The 17,337-nt window shown below is 72.6% G+C and carries 17 protein-coding genes; 13 read left to right on the forward strand and 4 right to left on the reverse strand.

What is annotated here, in order from left to right:
- The first annotated feature begins 91 nt into the window (after positions 1-91).
- The 3 genes from ABC138_RS00925 to ABC138_RS00935 are packed head-to-tail and all read left to right on the forward strand — an operon-like array spanning position 92 to position 2,373.
- Entirely contained in the window at positions 92-1,555 is a 1,464-nt protein-coding gene (locus ABC138_RS00925; protein ID WP_345912460.1) for an NAD-dependent succinate-semialdehyde dehydrogenase, read from the forward strand.
- Between the two features lie 18 nt (positions 1,556-1,573).
- Positions 1,574-2,017 (forward strand): ribonuclease domain-containing protein, encoded by a 444-nt coding sequence (locus ABC138_RS00930; RefSeq protein ID WP_345912461.1) that lies wholly within the window; start codon positions 1,574-1,576, stop codon positions 2,015-2,017.
- A complete protein-coding gene (locus ABC138_RS00935) occupies positions 2,014-2,373 on the forward strand; it encodes a barstar family protein (RefSeq protein ID WP_068325126.1) in 360 nt (119 codons plus the stop codon). The genes ABC138_RS00930 and ABC138_RS00935 overlap by 4 nt, the downstream gene beginning before the upstream one ends.
- Before the next feature lie 59 nt (positions 2,374-2,432).
- Here ABC138_RS00935 and ABC138_RS00940 read toward each other — a convergent pair whose 3' ends face one another.
- Positions 2,433-3,155, reverse strand: coding sequence for a hypothetical protein (locus ABC138_RS00940; RefSeq protein ID WP_345912462.1), 723 nt, complete (start codon positions 3,153-3,155; stop codon positions 2,433-2,435).
- A gap of 17 nt (positions 3,156-3,172) precedes the next feature.
- Here ABC138_RS00940 and dxr point away from each other — a divergent pair, with 17 nt between their 5' ends.
- From dxr to ABC138_RS00960, 4 genes are read left to right on the forward strand one after another with little or no spacing between them, the layout of a single operon-like run.
- Positions 3,173-4,378 carry a 1-deoxy-D-xylulose-5-phosphate reductoisomerase gene (dxr, locus tag ABC138_RS00945; RefSeq protein WP_345912463.1) on the forward strand — a complete coding sequence of 402 codons (1,206 nt, stop codon included), beginning with the start codon at positions 3,173-3,175 and terminating at the stop codon, positions 4,376-4,378.
- A 12-nt stretch (positions 4,379-4,390) separates the two neighbouring features.
- A complete protein-coding gene (locus tag ABC138_RS00950; protein WP_068325124.1) occupies positions 4,391-5,725 on the forward strand; it encodes a site-2 protease family protein in 1,335 nt (444 codons plus the stop codon).
- A gap of 46 nt (positions 5,726-5,771) precedes the next feature.
- The gene (ispG, locus tag ABC138_RS00955; RefSeq protein WP_068325123.1) at positions 5,772-6,929 is read left to right on the forward strand and encodes a flavodoxin-dependent (E)-4-hydroxy-3-methylbut-2-enyl-diphosphate synthase; all 1,158 of its coding nucleotides are present in this window, start codon (positions 5,772-5,774) and stop codon (positions 6,927-6,929) included.
- Positions 6,930-6,974: 45 nt separating this feature from the next.
- Entirely contained in the window at positions 6,975-7,820 is an 846-nt protein-coding gene (locus tag ABC138_RS00960) for a GNAT family N-acetyltransferase (RefSeq protein ID WP_068325122.1), read from the forward strand.
- 8 nt (positions 7,821-7,828) lie between these two features.
- Here ABC138_RS00960 and ABC138_RS00965 read toward each other — a convergent pair whose 3' ends face one another.
- Positions 7,829-8,800: a zinc-binding dehydrogenase gene (locus ABC138_RS00965; protein WP_068325121.1), complete on the reverse strand. Its 972-nt coding sequence runs from the start codon at positions 8,798-8,800 to the stop codon at positions 7,829-7,831.
- 151 nt (positions 8,801-8,951) lie between these two features.
- Here ABC138_RS00965 and poxB point away from each other — a divergent pair, with 151 nt between their 5' ends.
- From poxB to ABC138_RS00980, 3 genes are read left to right on the forward strand one after another with little or no spacing between them, the layout of a single operon-like run.
- Positions 8,952-10,694, forward strand: coding sequence for a ubiquinone-dependent pyruvate dehydrogenase (poxB, locus tag ABC138_RS00970; protein ID WP_345912465.1), 1,743 nt, complete (start codon positions 8,952-8,954; stop codon positions 10,692-10,694).
- 14 nt (positions 10,695-10,708) lie between these two features.
- A complete protein-coding gene (locus ABC138_RS00975) occupies positions 10,709-11,584 on the forward strand; it encodes a GNAT family N-acetyltransferase (RefSeq protein ID WP_345912466.1) in 876 nt (291 codons plus the stop codon).
- Complete coding sequence (locus ABC138_RS00980) at positions 11,581-12,354, forward strand: NAD-dependent deacylase (RefSeq protein ID WP_068325118.1); 774 nt, start codon at positions 11,581-11,583, stop codon at positions 12,352-12,354. Before ABC138_RS00975 ends, ABC138_RS00980 begins: the two co-directional genes overlap by 4 nt.
- Here the strand turns inward: ABC138_RS00980 and ABC138_RS00985 are convergent.
- The gene (locus tag ABC138_RS00985; protein WP_082807546.1) at positions 12,338-13,294 is read right to left on the reverse strand and encodes an EamA family transporter; all 957 of its coding nucleotides are present in this window, start codon (positions 13,292-13,294) and stop codon (positions 12,338-12,340) included. The two genes, ABC138_RS00980 and ABC138_RS00985, sit on opposite strands and share 17 nt — an antisense overlap.
- Positions 13,295-13,366: 72 nt before the next feature.
- Here ABC138_RS00985 and ABC138_RS00990 point away from each other — a divergent pair, with 72 nt between their 5' ends.
- From ABC138_RS00990 to ABC138_RS01000, 3 genes are read left to right on the forward strand one after another with little or no spacing between them, the layout of a single operon-like run.
- On the forward strand, positions 13,367-14,275 hold the full coding sequence (locus ABC138_RS00990) for a LysR family transcriptional regulator (protein ID WP_068325117.1): 909 nt from the start codon (positions 13,367-13,369) through the stop codon (positions 14,273-14,275).
- Positions 14,276-14,312: 37 nt separating this feature from the next.
- Positions 14,313-16,103 (forward strand): proline--tRNA ligase, encoded by a 1,791-nt coding sequence (locus ABC138_RS00995; RefSeq protein ID WP_345912467.1) that lies wholly within the window; start codon positions 14,313-14,315, stop codon positions 16,101-16,103.
- Positions 16,104-16,114: 11 nt separating this feature from the next.
- Entirely contained in the window at positions 16,115-16,906 is a 792-nt protein-coding gene (locus ABC138_RS01000) for an HAD family hydrolase (RefSeq protein WP_345912468.1), read from the forward strand.
- Here the strand turns inward: ABC138_RS01000 and ABC138_RS01005 are convergent.
- Positions 16,903-17,316 (reverse strand): hypothetical protein, encoded by a 414-nt coding sequence (locus tag ABC138_RS01005; RefSeq protein WP_345912469.1) that lies wholly within the window; start codon positions 17,314-17,316, stop codon positions 16,903-16,905. The genes ABC138_RS01000 and ABC138_RS01005 overlap by 4 nt on opposite strands.
- Between the last annotated feature and the right edge of the window lie 21 nt (positions 17,317-17,337).

Genomic DNA, 17,337 nt, shown 5'->3' on the forward strand with positions numbered 1-17,337 from the left:
CGAGGACGGGAAGTTCATCGGTACAAGCGTGTCAAAGCCGGAGGATTTTCGCCAGTCGCTCGACGGGGCCGTTGGTCGTAACGTAACCCCCATGGCAACCGTGACGCAGAAGTCAGCCCTCGAGTACGCCCCCACCCAGCTGTGGATCGCCGGTGCGTGGCGCGACGCCGGCGACGGGGCCACCTTCGCCGTCTCCGACCCCGCCACCGCCGCGACCCTCGTCGAGGTCGCCGACGCGACCGTCGCCGACGGGCGGGCCGCGCTCGACGCCGCCGTGGCCGCGCAGGCCGAGTGGGCTGCGACCGACCCGCGGGTGCGCTCGGAGATCCTGCGCTCGGCCTTCGAGCTGCTCACCGAGCGGGCCGACACCTTCGCCATGCTGATGACCCTCGAGATGGGCAAGCCGTTGGCCGAGGCGCGCGGCGAGGTCACCTACGGGGCCGAGTTCTTCCGGTGGTTCGCCGAGGAGGCCGTGCGCATCCACGGCCGCTATGCCGTCGCGCCCTCGGGCGGGACCCGCCTGATGACGATGAAGCAGCCCGTCGGCCCGGTCTTCGCCATCACCCCGTGGAACTTCCCGCTCGCCATGGGCACGCGCAAGATCGGCCCCGCGATCGCCGCCGGCTGCACGACCGTCGTCAAGCCCGCCCACGAGACGCCGCTCACGATGCTCGCGCTCGCCCGCCTGCTCGACGAGGTCGGCCTGCCCGCCGGCGTGCTCAACGTCGTGCCGACGACCTCCTCCGGCGAGGTGAGCGAGCCGATCATCCGGGACCCGCGCCTGCGCAAGCTGACCTTCACCGGCTCCACCCCGGTCGGCAAGAAGCTCGTCGAGCAGTCCTCCGCGCAGCTCCTGCGCACGTCGATGGAGCTCGGCGGCAACGCCCCCTTCGTCGTCTTCGAGGACGCCGACCTCGAGCGCGCCGTCGAGGGCGCGATGCTCGCCAAGATGCGCAACATCGGCGAGGCGTGCACGGCCGCCAACCGGTTCATCGTCCACGAGTCGGTCGCCGAGGACTTCGCCGCCGCGCTCGCCGACCGGATGGGCGCGCTGACCATGGGCAAGGGCACGACGAAGGGGGTCGACGTCGGCCCCCTCATCACGGAGAAGGCACGCACGGGCGTCGCCGAGCTCGTCGACGACGCGCTCGCGCAGGGCGCCCGCGCCCTCGTCGGGGGCGAGGTCCCCTCCGGCAAGGGCTGGTTCTACCCGCCGACGGTCCTCACCGATGTCCCCGCGGACGCGCGCGTGCTCACCGAGGAGATCTTCGGACCGGTCGCGCCGATCACGACCTTCCGCACCGAGGAGGAGGCGGTCGGCCTGGCCAACTCCACCGAGTACGGCCTCGTCGCGTACGTCTTCACCGAGCACACCGCGCGGACCATTCGGGTGGCCGAGGCGCTGGAGTTCGGCATGGTCGGCATCAACCAGGGCATCGTCTCCAACCCGTCTGCCCCCTTCGGCGGGGTCAAGCACTCCGGCTTCGGGCGCGAAGGGGGCTTCGAGGGCATCGAGGAGTACCTCGAGACCAAGTACGTCGGCCTGGCCCTCTGACATGACCGGCGTCCTGCGATGACCCGGACCTGGCGCACCCGGCTGCAGCTGGTCGGGGGAGTGCTGCTGATCCTGCTCGCGCTGTGGATCGTCGTCCAGGGCGGCGCTGAGGGCACGAAGGGGGCGCCGCCGTCGACCCCGCCGTCGACCCCGGCGGTGGCCTCGACCCCCGACTCGGGCCTGGAGACGGTCGCGGAGTCCGCGCTGCCGCCGCAGGGTCGCGAGACGCTGGAGCTGGTCCGCTCAGGCGGGCCCTTCCCGTACGCCCGCGACGGGATCACCTTCTCCAACCGGGAGGGGATCCTCCCGTCGCAGCGCCGTGGCTACTACCGCGAGTACACGGTGCCCACGCCCGGCGAGGACGACCGCGGCGCCCGCCGCATCGTCGGCGGCGAGCGGGGCGACCGGTACTACACGGACGACCACTACGACAGCTTCCGCCAGATCGAGGAGGGCCGATGATCCACATCGAGGCCGCGGGGGTCGACGGGCTGCTCGCCCGCGCCGTCGCCGGGACCGACCACGTGCACCTCGTCGACGGGGGAGCCGACCGCGAGGAGATCTACGACCGGTTCGCCGAGAGCCTGCTCTTCCCGGAGCACTTCGGGCGCAACCTCGACGCGCTCATGGACTGCCTGCGCGACGTCGCCGACCGGCACGACCACCCGTGGACGCTCGTGTGGCGACCGGACCACCACGACGCCCCCGACCCGCACCTGGCGACGGAGAGCACCGGCACCGACGCCGGGGTGCTCGCGGTCCTCGCCGACCTCGACGCCGAGTACCCCGACCTGAGCATCGTCGTCGCCGACCGGTGAGCTGCATTCCCCCGGGGCAATGCGGGTGCAGGTCTGCATTCCCCTAGGGGAATGCAGGCTCAGGCGAGCTTGGACAGGCCGGCCGCGAGGGCGAAGCCGACGACCGTCGCCAGACCGGCCACCGGGCCGGCCTTGGAGCGTGCCTCGGGGATCATCTCGTCGACGAGCATGACGAGCAGCGCGCCCGCAGCGAAGCCGTTGATGACGCTCGCACCCGTCTCTCCCGAGACATCGGCCAGCGCGTAGCCCCCGAGCGTCGCCAGCGCGCAGACCGCCGTGACCCCGGCCCACAGCAGCAGGATGCTCCGCCGGCCGGTGCCACCGCGCCGCATGTCGGAGGCCGAGCCGATGGACTCGGGCAGGTTGGAGATCCACACGGCGACGAGCAGCGCGACGCTCACGCCCCCGCCCGAGGCCAGCCCGATGCCGAGGACCGCCTGCTCCGGGATGCCGTCGAGGAAGGCACCGAAGGCCAGGCCCGTGCCCCCTTCGCCCTTGTCCGGGTGCCCCCGGTGCCGCCGGGCGCCGAGTGCCTGGATCGCGCGGTTGCCACCGGCGAAGGCGATCGCGCCCAGGGCGATCCCGATGGCCACCGGGACGGGGCCACCCTTCTGCAGCCCCTCCTCGGCGAGCTCGAAGGCGACCGACGCGATGAGCGCGCCGCCGCCGAAGGCGAGGACGAGGCCGACGAGCCGCCCCGGCCAGGTCCGCGCCACCCCGAGCACCGCGCCGACGAGCAGGGACGAGGCGGCGAGGGCGCCCCACATGAGTGCCGTGGTCACGCTGCCATGATGGCCCCGTGACCACTCCCACCGATACCCGCACCACCCGCACGCGCGTCACCCTCATCGGCTCGACCGGGTCGATCGGCACGCAGGGGCTGCAGGTCATCGAGGCCCACCCGGGGCGCTTCGAGGTGACGGCCATCGCGGGCGGGGCCAACATCGGGCTGCTCGCCACGCAGGCCGCGCGTCATCTCCCTTCGCTCGTGGGGGCTGCGGCCGGGAGCCGCGAGGAGCTCACCGCCGCCATCGCGGTCGCCGCGCAGGAGGCCGGCGTCACCGGCTACGCGCCCGAGGTCGTCGTGGGGGAGGAAGCGGCCACCGAGGTCGCCGGCGCCCCCACCGACGTCGTGCTCAACGGCATCACCGGGGCGATCGGCCTGCGGCCGACCCTGGCGGCCCTGCGATCGGGTGCCCGCCTCGCCCTGGCCAACAAGGAGTCGCTGATCATCGGCGGCCCGATCGTGCGGGACGTCGCGGCGCCCGACCAGATCGTGCCCGTCGACTCCGAGCACTCGGCGATCGCGCAGGCGCTGCGGGCCGGCCGGGCCGAGGAGGTCCGCAGGCTCGTCGTCACCGCGAGCGGCGGGCCCTTCCGCGGGATGGACCGGGCCGCGCTGCGCGAGGTGACGCCGGCGCAGGCGCTCAAGCACCCCAACTTCGCGATGGGGCGGGTCATCACGACCAACAGCGCGACGCTCGTCAACAAGGGCCTCGAGCTCATCGAGGCCCACCTGCTCTTCGACGTGCCGATGGACCGGATCGAGGCGGTCGTCCACCCGCAGCAGATCATCCACTCGATGGTGGAGTTCCACGACGGCGCGGTCATCGCCCAGCTCGGGCTGCCGACGATGCTCGCCCCGATCGCCCTGGGGCTCTCGTGGCCCGAGCGGCTCACCGACGTCGAGACACCCGTCGACTGGACGCAGGCGCAGGACTGGCGCTTCGAGCCCCTCGACGACGAGGCCTTCCCCGCCGTGCGGCTGGCCCAGCAGGTCGGCGCGGCCGGCGGGACCCACCCGGCCGTGTACAACGCGGCCAACGAGGTGGGGGTCGGCGCCTTCCACGAGGGGGCCTGCCGGTTCACCGACATCGTCGACACGATCGGCGAGGTCGTGGGGCGCCACGACGACGGCCGCTTCGACGCCCACACGGTCGAGGGCGTGCTCGCCGCGGACGCCTGGGCGCGTGCCGAAGCCAGGTCGGTCCTGCGGCTGGCGTGAGACGATCAGGGCATGCTCTACGTCCTGGGGATCGTCCTTGCCGTGCTCGGCATCGGCCTGTCGATCGCGCTGCACGAGATCGGCCACCTCGTCCCCGCCAAGAAGTTCGGTGTCCGCGTGCCGCAGTACATGGTCGGCTTCGGCCCGACCGTCTGGTCGCGACGCCGCGGCGAGACCGAGTACGGCGTCAAGGCGATCCCCCTCGGTGGCTACATCCGGATGATCGGCATGTTCCCGCCGGCCAAGGGGCAGGCGCCCGGGACGATGCGCACCGCGAGCACGGGGCGTGTGAGCCAGCTCGTCGACGAGGCGCGCCAGCAGAGCTTCGAGGAGGTCCAGCCCGGCGACGACGGCCGCATGTTCTACCAGCTGCCGATCTGGAAGCGGGTCGTCATCATGATGGGCGGCCCGGTGATGAACCTCGTCATCGCGCTCGTGCTCTTCACCGGCATCTTCACCCTCAACGGCGTGGCCGTCACGACGACGACGATCTCGTCGGTCAACGAGTGCGTCGACATCCAGCAGTCCGGACGGAGCGCCGCGAGCGAGTGCACCTCCGACATGCCCGTCGCTCCGGCCAACGCCGCCGGCGTCAAGCCCGGCGACACGATCACCGCGATCAACGGCACCCCGGTGAGCACGTGGGACGACGTGCGCGGCTCGATCCGCGCCAACCTCGACAAGCCCCTCGCGGTGACCGTCGACCGCGACGGCACGAGCCGGACCCTCACGGCCGACCCGATCGTCCTCGACCTGCCCGTGTACACGCCGGACGGTCGCGTCGAGCGGGACGCGAAGGGGGAGATCGTCACCGAGCGCGCCGGGTTCCTCGGGGCCACCGGCAGCCAGGAGATGCAGAAGCAGCCGATCACCGCGGTGCCCGGTCTCTTCGGCGGCATGCTCGGCGACACCTACGGCCTGCTCGTGAAGATCCCGCAGAAGCTCGTCGGCGTGGCCGAGGCGGCCTTCGCCGGGGGCGAGCGCGACCCCGAGGGGCCGATGTCCGTCGTCGGCGTCGGCCGCGTAGCCGGCGAGGTCGCGAGCTCGGACATCTTCGGTGACGCCCGGGACAAGTCGATCCTGCTGCTCAGCCTGCTCGGCTCGCTCAACCTCGTCCTCTTCGCCTTCAACACCATCCCGCTGTTGCCGCTCGACGGCGGCCACGTCGCCGGCGCCCTGTGGGAGGCGGTCAAGAAGGGCTGGGCGAGGGTACGCGGTCTGCCCGACCCCGGTCCGGTCGACGTGGCCAAGGCGCTCCCGCTCGCGTACGGCGTCGCCATCGCCTTCATCGCGATGACCTTGCTGCTCGTCTACGCGGACCTCGTCAACCCGATCCGCCTGACCTAGCGGGTCCCACAGGGGACACCCAGAGACCAGGTCGCATAATGGGTGCATGAGCGTCTCCCTCGGCATGCCCAAGGCCCCGGCCCCCGTGCTCGCCCCCCGCCGCCCGACCCGCCAGATCAAGGTCGGCTCGGTCGGCGTCGGCAGCGAGTCGCCGATCTCGGTGCAGTCGATGACGACGACGCTGACCTCCGACGTCAACACGACCCTGCAGCAGATCGCCGAGCTGACGGCCGCGGGCTGCGACATCGTGCGCGTGGCCTGCCCCAGCCAGGACGACGCCGACGCGCTCGCCGAGATCGCCCGGCACAGCCAGATCCCGGTCATCGCCGACATCCACTTCCAGCCGAAGTACGTCTTCCAGGCCATCGAGGCCGGGTGCGCCGCCGTGCGGGTCAACCCGGGCAACATCCGCAAGTTCGACGACCAGGTCAAGGAGATCGCCAGGGCGGCCAAGGACCACGGCACCTCGATCCGCATCGGCGTCAACGCCGGCAGCCTCGACAAGCGGCTGCTCGAGAAGTACGGCCGGGCCACCCCCGAGGCGCTCGTCGAGTCGGCGGTCTGGGAGGCGGGCCTCTTCGAGGAGCACGACTTCCACGACTTCAAGATCTCGGTCAAGCACAACGACCCGGTGACGATGGTGCGCGCCTACGAGCTGCTCGCCGAGGCCGGTGACTGGCCGCTGCACCTCGGCGTCACCGAGGCCGGCCCCGCCTTCCAGGGCACGATCAAGTCCGCGACCGCCTTCGGTGCGTTGCTCTCCCGGGGCATCGGCGACACCATCCGCGTCTCCCTCTCGGCCCCCCCGGTCGAGGAGGTCAAGGTCGGCCAGCAGATCCTGCAGTCCCTGGGCCTGCGCCCGCGCAAGCTCGAGATCGTCTCCTGCCCGAGCTGCGGCCGCGCGCAGGTCGACGTCTACAAGCTCGCCGACGAGGTGACCGCCGGCCTCGAGGGCATGACGGTCCCCCTGCGGGTGGCCGTCATGGGCTGCGTCGTCAACGGCCCGGGGGAGGCCCGTGAGGCCGACCTGGGCGTCGCCTCCGGCAACGGCAAGGGCCAGATCTTCGTCAAGGGCGAGGTCATCAAGACCGTCCCCGAGAGCCAGATCGTCGAGACCCTCATCGAGGAGGCCATGCGCATCGCCGAGGAGATGGGCGAGCCCCTCGACGGCGAGGAGTCGGGCGCGACCGTGACGGTCAGCTGACCTCTCCGCCACGCACGGCGCCCGCGGGATCACTAGGCTGACGAGGTGCTGCGCACCCGCCAACCCACCCGGCTCCTCGGCCCCGACGACGTCGATGCGGCCCTGGACCTGTGCGCGCGGGACCCCGCGTCCCACGTCTTCGTGGCCAGCCGCATCCTCGACGGTGGCCTCGGCTCCGGCTCGACCTCCGCGTACGGGTGGTTCGACGAAGGGCGTCTGTCCGCCCTCGTGTGGAGCGTCGCCAATGTCGTGCCCGTCGGCACGAGCGCGCAGAGCTGGCCCGCGCTGGCCGCCCACGTGCGCAAGGTGCGGCGCCGCTGCGCCTCCTTCCTCGGACCGCGCGACGAGGTGGCCGGCCTGTGGCGCGAGGCCGGTGCGGCCTTCCCCCAGCCCCGCGCCATCCGGGGCGAGCAGCCGCTCATGGCGACGCGGACACCCCCTTCGTCCCTCGGCGTGGAGCTGGACCCTCGGGTGCGGCCGGCCCGCGTCGACGAGGTCGACCTCGTGCTGCCCGCAGCCGAGCACATGTTCACCCAGGAGATCGGCTACCGGCCCTACACGGGCAGCCCCGCGTTCTACCGCGACTCGATCTGGCGCCTGGTCCGCGCGGGCCGGACCTATGTCGTCGTCGAGGGCGGACGGGTGATCTTCAAGGCCGACGTCGGCTCGGTGGCGCTCGGGGCCAGCCAGATCCAGGGCGTGTGGCTCGCGCCCGAGCTGCGCGGGCAGGGGCTCGCCGCCCCCATGATGGCTGCCGCCCTCGAGCAGGCGATGAGCGACCACGCGCCCCTGGGCACGCTCTACGTCAACGACTACAACGCCCCGGCGATCGCCACCTACCGACGGATCGGCATGGAGCGGATCGGGACCTTCTCGACGATCCTCTTCTGAGGCGGCGGTCAGAGGGTGAAGACGATCTTGCCCATGATCTCGCCGGACTCCATCGCGGCGAACCCGTCGCGGGCCTGCTCGAGCGGCAGCTCGGAGTGGATGAGCGGACGCGAGCCGGTGGACTCCAGCAGCTGCACGAGCTGACCCAGCTCGTCACGGGTGCCCATGGTGGAGCCGATGACGCTCAGCTGCAGGAAGAAGATGCGGGTCAGCTCCGCGTCGTCGGGCCGCGGCCCGCTCGTCGTGCCCGAGATGACGATGCGGCCACCCGGACGCAGCGAGCGGATCGAGTGCGACCACGTCGCCCGCCCGACCGTCTCCATGACCGCATCGACCTTGACCGGTAGCCGCTCGCCTGACGCGAAGACCTCGTGGGCGCCGATCTGCAGGGCGTGCGCCCGCTTGGCCTCGTCGCGCGAGGTGGCGTACACGCGCAGCCCGGCCGCGCGGGCGAGGATGATCAGCGCCGTCGCGACGCCACCACCGCTGCCCTGGACCAGCACGCTCTCACCGGGGCGCAGGCCGCCACGGACGAAGAGCATGCGGTAGGCGGTCAGCCATGCCGTGGGCAGGCAGGCGGCCTCGGTCATCGACAGCCCGGCCGGCTTCGGCACGAGGTTGCGACGCGGGACGACGACGGTGTCGGCGAAGGTGCCCTGATGGCGCTCGGAGAGCAGCGAGCGGCGCGGGTCGGTCGTCTCGTCGGCGCCGGTGAAGTGCGGGTCGTTGATGATCGCGTGGACGACGACCTCGTTGCCGTCCTCGTCGGTGCCCGCGGCGTCGCAGCCGAGGATCATCGGCAGCGCGTCCTCCTTCAGCCCCACCCCGCGCAGCGACCACAGGTCGTGGTGGTTGAGCGCGGCCGCCTTGACGGCGACCCGCGTCCAGCCCTCGGGGACCTGCGGGTCGGGGCGCTCGCCGACCACCAGTCCGGACAGCGGGTCGGCGGTGCTGAAGCTCTCGGCGTACACGGCGCGCATCGGTGCGCTCCTCTCGGGTCGGGTCGCTCGTCCCCACTCTGTCACTGCGGGTGGTCGGGGTCCACGGGGGTGCAGGTCGCGCAGCGACCGTGAGCCCCCGTGCGTCGGGATAGCGTGGTGGCCACGATCCTCGTCGAGCACAGGAGGCGCCATGGGCACCATCGCCGACAACGTCATCGCGACCCTGCGGGCCAACGGCGTCACCCGCGCCTACGGGGTGCCGGGTGACTCCCTCAACGGGTTCACCGAGGCGATGCGACGGGACGGGGGGATGGACTGGCGGCTGGTGCGCCACGAGGAGGCCGGCGCCTTCGCCGCGGCCGCCGACGCCGAGCTGACCGGCGAGCTCGCAGTCGTCCTCGGCTCCTGCGGCCCGGGCAACCTCCACCTCGTCAACGGACTCTTCGACGCCCACCGCAGCCGGGTCCCGGTCCTGGCGATCGCCGCGCAGATCCCGAGCGCCGAGATCGGCAGCGGGTACTTCCAGGAGACCCACCCGCAGCACCTCTTCCAGGAGTGCAGCGTCTGGTGCGAGATGGTCTCCGAGCCCTCGCAGATGCCCCGGATGCTCGAGACCGCGATGCGCGCGGCGATCCAGGAGCGCGGGGTCGCCGTGCTCGTGGTCCCCGGCGACGTCGCCCAGGCCGAGGCCACCGACGAGCGCGTGACGGTCCTGGAGCGCGCCCGCGCGCAGGTCGTCCCCGACGCGGCCCAGCTGCAGCGCGCCGCCGACCTCCTCGGGGGCTCCCGGCGCACGACCCTGCTCGTCGGCGCCGGCGCGGCCGGCGCCAAGGACGACGTCCTCGCGCTCGCGGACCTGCTCGCGGCCCCGGTGGTGCACACCCTTCGCTCCAAGCAGGACATCGAGGGGGACAACCCCTTCGACGTCGGGCTCACCGGGCTCCTCGGGTTCGCCTCGGGGTACCGGGCGATGGAGGAGGCCGACACCGTGCTCATGCTCGGGACGGACTTCCCGTACCGGCAGTTCTACCCGCAGGGCGCGCGGTTCATCCAGGTCGACCTGCGCGGCGAGCGCCTCGGCCGCCGCGTCCCGCTCGAGCTGGGTCTCGTCGGGGACGTCGGCGACACCGTCCGCGCGCTGCTGCCGCGGCTCGAGCGCACCACCGACCGACGCCACCTCGAGGACTCGCTGACGCACTACGGCAGGACGCGCGACAAGCTCGACGAGCTGGCCGAGCCGCCCAGGAAGGGGCTCTTCGGCAAGAAGTCCCAGCCGATCCACCCCCAGTACCTCGCCCGGCTCGTCGACGAGATCGCCGCGGACGACGCGGTCTTCATCCCCGACGTCGGCTCGCCCGTCGTCTACGCGGCCCGGTACCTCCAGTGCCGAGGCGACCGCCGGCTCATCGGTTCCTTCATCCACGGGTCGATGGCCAACGCGGTGCCGCACGCGATCGGCGCGCAGCTGGCCTGCCCTGGGCGCCAGGTCGTCACCCTGAGCGGCGACGGGGGCCTGGCGATGATGCTCGGCGAGCTGCTCACGGTGCGCCAGCACGACCTGCCGATCAAGATCGTCGTGCTCAACAACTCCTCGCTCAACTTCGTCGAGCTCGAGATGAAGGCCGTCGGGCTCCCCGGCTTCGGGACCGACCTGGACAACCCCGACTTCGCCCAGGTCGCGCAGGCCTGCGGGATCAGGGGCTGGCGGGTCACCGAGACGAGCGACCTCGAGACCAGCCTGCGCGAGGCCTTCGCGCACGACGGTCCCGCGCTCGTCGACGTGGTCACCGAGCGGCAGGAGCTGACGATCCCGCCGGCGATCTCCGCCGAGCAGGTCAAGGGCTTCACCCTGTACGCGCTGCGGACCGTCATGTCCGGGCGTGGCGACGAGCTGCTCGACCTCTCCCGTGCCAACCTGCGTCAGATCTTCTGAGGGGGCCCGGGTCCATGGGCACGCTGCAGTGGTCGCCGACCACGGAGGCCGACCTCGACGGGCTCGTGCGGCTGGGCACGGCCTGCCTCGCGAGGGACGGCGGGTTGCCCGACCTCGCGGACCGCGACCACCTGCGCGACAGCCTCGTCACCGACGTCGCGATCTGCGGGCGGGACGAGCTCGGTGACGTCGTCGCCGCGGCGGCGATCGGCCTGAGCGCCGCCGACGGACGCACGGCCACGGGGCTGGTCGACCCGGCGGTGATGGGCCAGGGGATCGGAGCAGAGATCGCCGAGTGGGTCCTCGCCCACTCGGTCGGCCCGGTCCGGTTCGTCCTCGACTCGGTGAGCCCCGAGGCCGAGACGCTCTTCGCCGACCTCGGCCTGCACCGCGTCTTCGCGGAGACGATCATGCGGCACAGCCTCCGCAGCATCCCCGTCGTCCGCCGACCCGACGACGTCGTGACGCTGCCCTTCACCGACGACACCTCAGCGGCCTTCCGGCACGCGTACGCGGCGTCCTTCGCCGACCAGCCCGGGTACGACGAGGGCAGCTCGCGGGCCTGGGGCCGCTGGCTGCGCGAGCAGCGGGGGTTCCAGCCCGAGGACTCCCGTGTCGCCATGGACCGAGCGGGCCACGTCGCCGGCTTCGTCACCCTCTCCGACGGGTGGATCGAGGAGGTCGGCGTCGTGCCCGAGTGGCGCGGCAAGGGCCTGGGTGCCCACCTCGTCGCGCGCTCCCTGACCGCCGTGCAGCGCCGCGGGGCCGAGGTGGTCTGGTTGGCCGTCGGCTGCCAGAACCCGGCGCGCGCCCTGTACGAACGCCTCGGCTTCCGTCACCGCGGCACCCGCGCCCTCTACGAGCAACCCGCGATCCCGGAGGACTCATGACCGACACCGACCCGCACCAGGTCCCTGACGCCGTGGTCGAGGCCGTGCGCGGCGCCCGCCGCGTCCTCGTGCTCTCCGGGGCCGGGATGAGCGCCGAGTCCGGCGTGCCGACCTTCCGCGACGCGCAGACCGGGCTGTGGGAGGCCTTCGACCCGAGCCAGCTGGCGACGGCCGAGGCCTTCCGGCTGGATCCTCCCTTCGTCTGGGCCTGGTACGCGTGGCGGATGCGGCTCGTGCGCGACGTCGAGCCCAACGCCGGCCACCGCGCGCTCGCCGAGCTCGCCGGGCTGCGCGAGGTGACGATCTCGACGCAGAACGTCGACGACCTGCACGAGCGCGCCGGGTCGCCGGTGGCGGCGCACCTCCACGGCTCGCTGCTCGCCCTGCGGTGCGCGGACTGCGAGAGCCCGTACCCGGGGGAGCCGGCGCTGCCGTCGGAGCCGACCGAGCGGATCGACCCGCCGACCTGCCCCGAGTGCGCAGGGGACGTGCGTCCCGGCGTCGTGTGGTTCGGCGAGCTGCTGCCGCCCGAGGCGGTCGAGGCGACCGAGGCGGCGATCGAGGCCCTCGAGCCGGGCGACGTCGTCCTCGTCGTCGGCACCTCGGGCATCGTCTACCCGGCCGCGGGCTACCCCGCCATGGCGCGGGCCGAGGGGGCGACCGTCATCGAGATCAACCCGCTCGAGACCGAGATCAGCGACATGTGCCACCACCACGTGCGCGGCCCGGCCGCGCAGGTCCTGGCGCAGATCGTCAGCGCGATCCGCTGACCGGTGTGCACCCGAGGTCGTCCTCGTGCACCTCGTGGCGGATCCGGCCACCGGATGCACCAGGACGACCTCGCGTGCTCGGCCGCGAGGCCCACAGCACCCCGCCGACGACGAGGACGCCGCCGAGCAGCTCGAGCGGAGCGGGCACCTCGTCCAGGAGCAGCCAGGCCAGACCGAGCCCGGTGACCGGGACGAGCATCGAGAACGGCGCGACCGTCCCCGAGGGGTGGCGCGCCATGAGCCAGGTCCAGATGCCCGAACCGACGACCGTCGCGAGGAGCGTCGTGTAGACCATGCCGAGCCAGGCCGGGATCGCCGCCGCGGTCATCGAGTCGGCGAGGGCCGCGCCGATGCGCTCGGGGCCCTCGACGGCCAGCGACACCGCGAGCAGGGGGAGCGGCGGGATCACCGTCATCCACATCGTCAGGTGGAGCGGCTCGGGGGCGGCGGCCAGGCGGGAGGCGAGGTTGCCGAAGGCCCAGCCCAGGCCGGCGAGCAGGGTGAGGACGAAGGGGAGGAGCCCCGCCTGCGCGTCGAGGCGCTGCGACCCGACGACGGCCATGCCGAGCGCGGCGACGCCGACCCCGGCCGCCGCGCGGGCAGAGAGGCGCTCGCCGAGAAGTGCCGCGCCGAGGACGACGGTGAAGGGCGCGGAGCTCTGCAGCACGAGGGACGCGAGGCCGGCCGGCATGCCGACGTCCATCGCGAGGTAGAGGAAGGCGAACTGCAGGATGCCGAAGCCGATGCCGTACCCGACGAGCCAGCGCGTGGGGACCTGCGGGCGGGGGACGAGGGCGATGGTCGGGATCGCCAGCAGCAGGAAGCGCAGCGCCGAGCAGAAGAAGGGCGGGAAGATCTCGAGCGAGGCGTGGATGGCGATGAAGTTGGCGCCCCAGAGGACGGCGACGACGACGGCGAGGAGGCGGTGGCGGACGGGCACGAGTTGATGGTGCGCTGACCCGACCATGCAGGACAAGCGAATCATTGTGCACGGTCCACGTAGGCTCCCTGCATGGATATCCGGCACCTCGAGCTGCTGCGGGACCTGCGCGAGCGCGGGAGCCTGGCGGCCGTTGCCGCGGCCACGCACCGCACTCCGTCGGCGCTGTCGCAGCAGCTGCGCACCGCGCAGCGATCTGCCGGCGTGCCGCTCGTGGAACCGGACGGTCGCGGGCTGCGGCTCACCGAGGCGGGGGCGCTGCTCGCGGACGGCGCCGACGAGGTGAGCGCGGCCATGGCCCGGGTCGCCGCGCGGCTCGAGGAGCACCGGGGCGCGCCCGTGGGGAGCGTGCGGATCGCCGGTCTGCCGAGCGGTCTGACGGCCCTGCTGCCCGGGGCACTGACGATGCTGGCCGCCAGCTCGGTGAGCATCGAGATCGACGACCTGGACCTCGCCGAGCACGACTACGCCGCCGCGGCCGCGGACGCCGACATCGTCGTGGCCCACTCCCTGACGGGAGAGGTCCCCGCCGGGGGCGAGGGTCTGCGCAGCACCGTCCTCGTGCGTGAGCCGCTCGACGTCGCCGTGCCAGCGGACCACGCGCTCGCCGGACGGTCCGAGCTGCGACCGCGCGACGTCGTCGACGAGACGTGGATCGCCGTCCCCGAGCACTACCCCTTCGACACCGTGCTCGAGCGGATCGAAGCAGCCTGTGGACGCCGCATCGACCGGCGCCTGCGCGTCCGCGACAACCAGCTCGTCGCCGCCCTGGTCGCCTCCGGGCTGGGCCTGGCGCTCCTGCCGCGGTACACGACCCGCACGACCGACGAGCTCGCCCTCGTCCCGCTCACCGGGGTGCGGTCCGCCCGGTGGATCGTCGCGCTGTCCCGGCCCGACCGGGCCGAGCGGGCCGCGGTCCGGCTCGTCACCGCCCGGTTGGTCTCTGCCGGGGCGGCGCTCGTGGGTGAGCGGATACCCTGATCGGGCACACCCCTTCGTCCCACCAGGAGCAGCTCTCGTGGTCACCCGCATGTCGTCCTTCTTCCTGCGTACCCTCCGGGAGGACCCGGCGGACGCGGAGCTGCCGGGCCACAAGCTGCTCGTCCGGGCCGGCTACATCCGCCGCGCGGCGCCGGGCGTCTACACGTGGCTGCCGCTCGGTCTGCGGGTCCTGCGCAAGGTCGAGGCGATCGTCCGCGAGGAGATGGAGGCCATCGGCGGCCAGGAGCTCTCCTTCCCGGCGCTGCTGCCCAAGGAGCCGTACGAGGCGACCAACCGCTGGACCGAGTACGGCGACAACCTCTTCCGGCTCGTCGACCGCAAGGACGCGCAGATGATCCTCGGCCCGACGCACGAGGAGATGTTCTGCCTCGCGGTCAAGGACATGTACACCTCGTACAAGGACCTGCCGCTCACCCTCTTCCAGATCCAGACGAAGTACCGCGACGAGGCCCGCCCGCGCGCCGGCGTGCTGCGCGGGCGCGAGTTCATCATGAAGGACAGCTACTCCTTCGACATCGACCAGGCCGGGCTGCAGAAGGCCTATGACGCCCACCGTGACGCGTACATCAAGATCTTCGACCGGCTCGGGTTCGAGTACGTCATCGTCCACGCCGACTCCGGCGCCATGGGCGGCAGTGCGAGCGAGGAGTTCCTCGCGGTGAGCCCGAACGGCGAGGACACCTTCGTGCGGGACGCCTCCGGCTACGCGGCCAACGTCGAGGCCGTCGAGGTCCCGCAAGCGCCGCCCGTCGAGGTGACCGTCGGTCCCGCCCACGTCGAGGACACCCCCGACACCCCCACCATCGAGACGCTCGTCGCGGCGCTCAACGCGAACCACCCCCGGACCGACGGGCGCGCGTGGACGGCCGCGGACACGCTCAAGAACGTCATCGTCATGCTGGTCCACCCCGCCGACGCCGAGCACGACGAGCCGTGGCGCGAGCCGCTGGCGATCGGTGTCCCCGGCGACCGGGAGGTCGACGCCAAGCGGCTCGAGGCGCAGGTCTCCCCGGCGGAGGTCGAGGCCTTCGAGGAGAAGGACTTCGCCGACCACCCGACGCTCGCCAAGGGCTACATCGGGCCCGGCGTGCTCGGCTCCGAGCGCCCGAGCGGCATCCGGTACCTCCTCGACCCGTCGATCGCCGAGGGCTCCGCCTGGGTCACCGGCGCGGACGAGCACGGCAGGCACGTCATCGACCTGGTCCACGGTCGCGACTTCACCGCCGACGGCACGATCCAGGCCGCCGAGATCCGGGAGGGCGACCCGAGCCCCACGGGCACGGGGACACTGACCCTCGCGCGGGGCGTCGAGATGGGCCACATCTTCCAGCTCGGCACCAAGTACGCCGAGGCGCTGGGGCTGAAGGTCCTCGACGAGAACGGCAAGCTCGTCACCGTCACGATGGGCTCGTACGGCGTCGGCGTCACGCGCGCCGTCGGTGTCATCGCCGAGGACAACCACGACGAGTCCGGTCTCGTGTGGCCACGGGCGCTGGCCCCCTTCGACGTGCACGTGGTCGCTGCGGGCAAGACGGACGAGATCTTCACCACGGCCGCCGACCTGTCCGCCCGGCTCGAGGCGAAGGGGGTCAGCGTCCTGTACGACGACCGCGCCGGCAAGGTGAGCCCCGGCGTGAAGTTCAAGGACGCCGAGCTCGTCGGGGTCCCGACGATCCTCGTCGTCGGCAAGGGGCTGGCCGAGGGCGTCGTCGAGATCAAGGACCGTCGCAGCGGCGACCGGCGCGAGGTCGCGGTGGCCGAGGCCGTCGAGGCCCTGGTCGCCGAGGTGCGGGGCGCCGGCGCGTGAGCCTGGAGGAGATGCGTCACCCCCTCACCGTCCACGAGCGCCCCGAGGCGGGGCCGGTCGAGGCGGTGATCTTCGACTGGGGCGGCACGCTCACGCCGTGGCACACCATCGACCTGGGCCAGCAGTGGCGGGTCTTCGCCCGGGAGGTGCACGGCATCCCGATCGACTCGGCGGACGTGCCCCAGGAGGACCTCGACCGGGCGCAGGAGCTCGCGGACCGGATCCACGCCGTGGAGGACCGGGCCTGGCGGCGCGGTCGGGCCGAGGACCGCTCGAGCGCGCACCTGGACGGGATCCTGCGCGAGGCCGGCATCGACCCGCGCGAGGACCGGCACCACGTCGCCCTGGCGGCCTACCGACGGTTCTGGGAGCCGCACACCCACACGGACCGGCAGGTGCGGCCGCTGTGGCAGGGGCTGCGCGACCGCGGGCTGAAGGTCGGCGTGCTCTCCAACACCATCTGGAGCGGTGAGTACCACCGCGAGATCTTCGAGCGGGACGGCGTGCTCGAGCTCATCGACGGGGACGTCTACTCGTCCGAGATCAACGTGGTCAAGCCGCACCCCGAGGCCTTCGAGGCCGCGTGCGCGGCCATCGGGGTAGCCGCTACCTCGTCCGTCTACGTCGGTGACCGGCTCTTCGAGGACGTGCTCGGCTCGCAGGAGGTCGGCATGCGGGCGATCTGGGTGCCGCACAGCGACATCCCGACCGACCAGCAGGTGACGGTCGACGCCGAGCCGGACGGCGTCGCGCACGAGCTGCTCGACGTGCTGACGATCGTCGACGGGTGGCTCGCGGGCTAGGCCCGACGACGCCTCCACCAGCCGACGGCGTCGGTGCACCACAGCGCCCACACGACGAGGACGGGCTGGAAGAGCAGGCGCACCGCCCGGCTCGTGTCGCTCGTGAGGCCGAAGGCGTCACGGTGCTCGGTCAGCTGGGCGATGTTGCCCGGGAAGACGGCGACGAAGAGGAGGGCCACGGCGGCCCCGACGACGGCCCGGGGCGGCTGTCGCCACGCGAGCAGCAGCGCTGCGCCGCAGCAGATCTCGACGACACCCGACGCCAGGACGACGAGGTCGACGTCCAGCGGCACCCACGGCGGCACCTGGGCCCGGAACTCGGTGCGCGCGAAGGTCAGGTGGGCGGTGCCGGCGAGCACGAGGAAGGCGCCGAGCACGACCTGGGCGAGGGCACGCAGGGGAGTCGTCATGCCCCACCGTCCCACGTGACA

It is taken from the genome of Janibacter sp. LM, assembly GCF_039631275.1.
GTDB classification, from domain to species: domain Bacteria; phylum Actinomycetota; class Actinomycetes; order Actinomycetales; family Dermatophilaceae; genus Janibacter; species Janibacter terrae.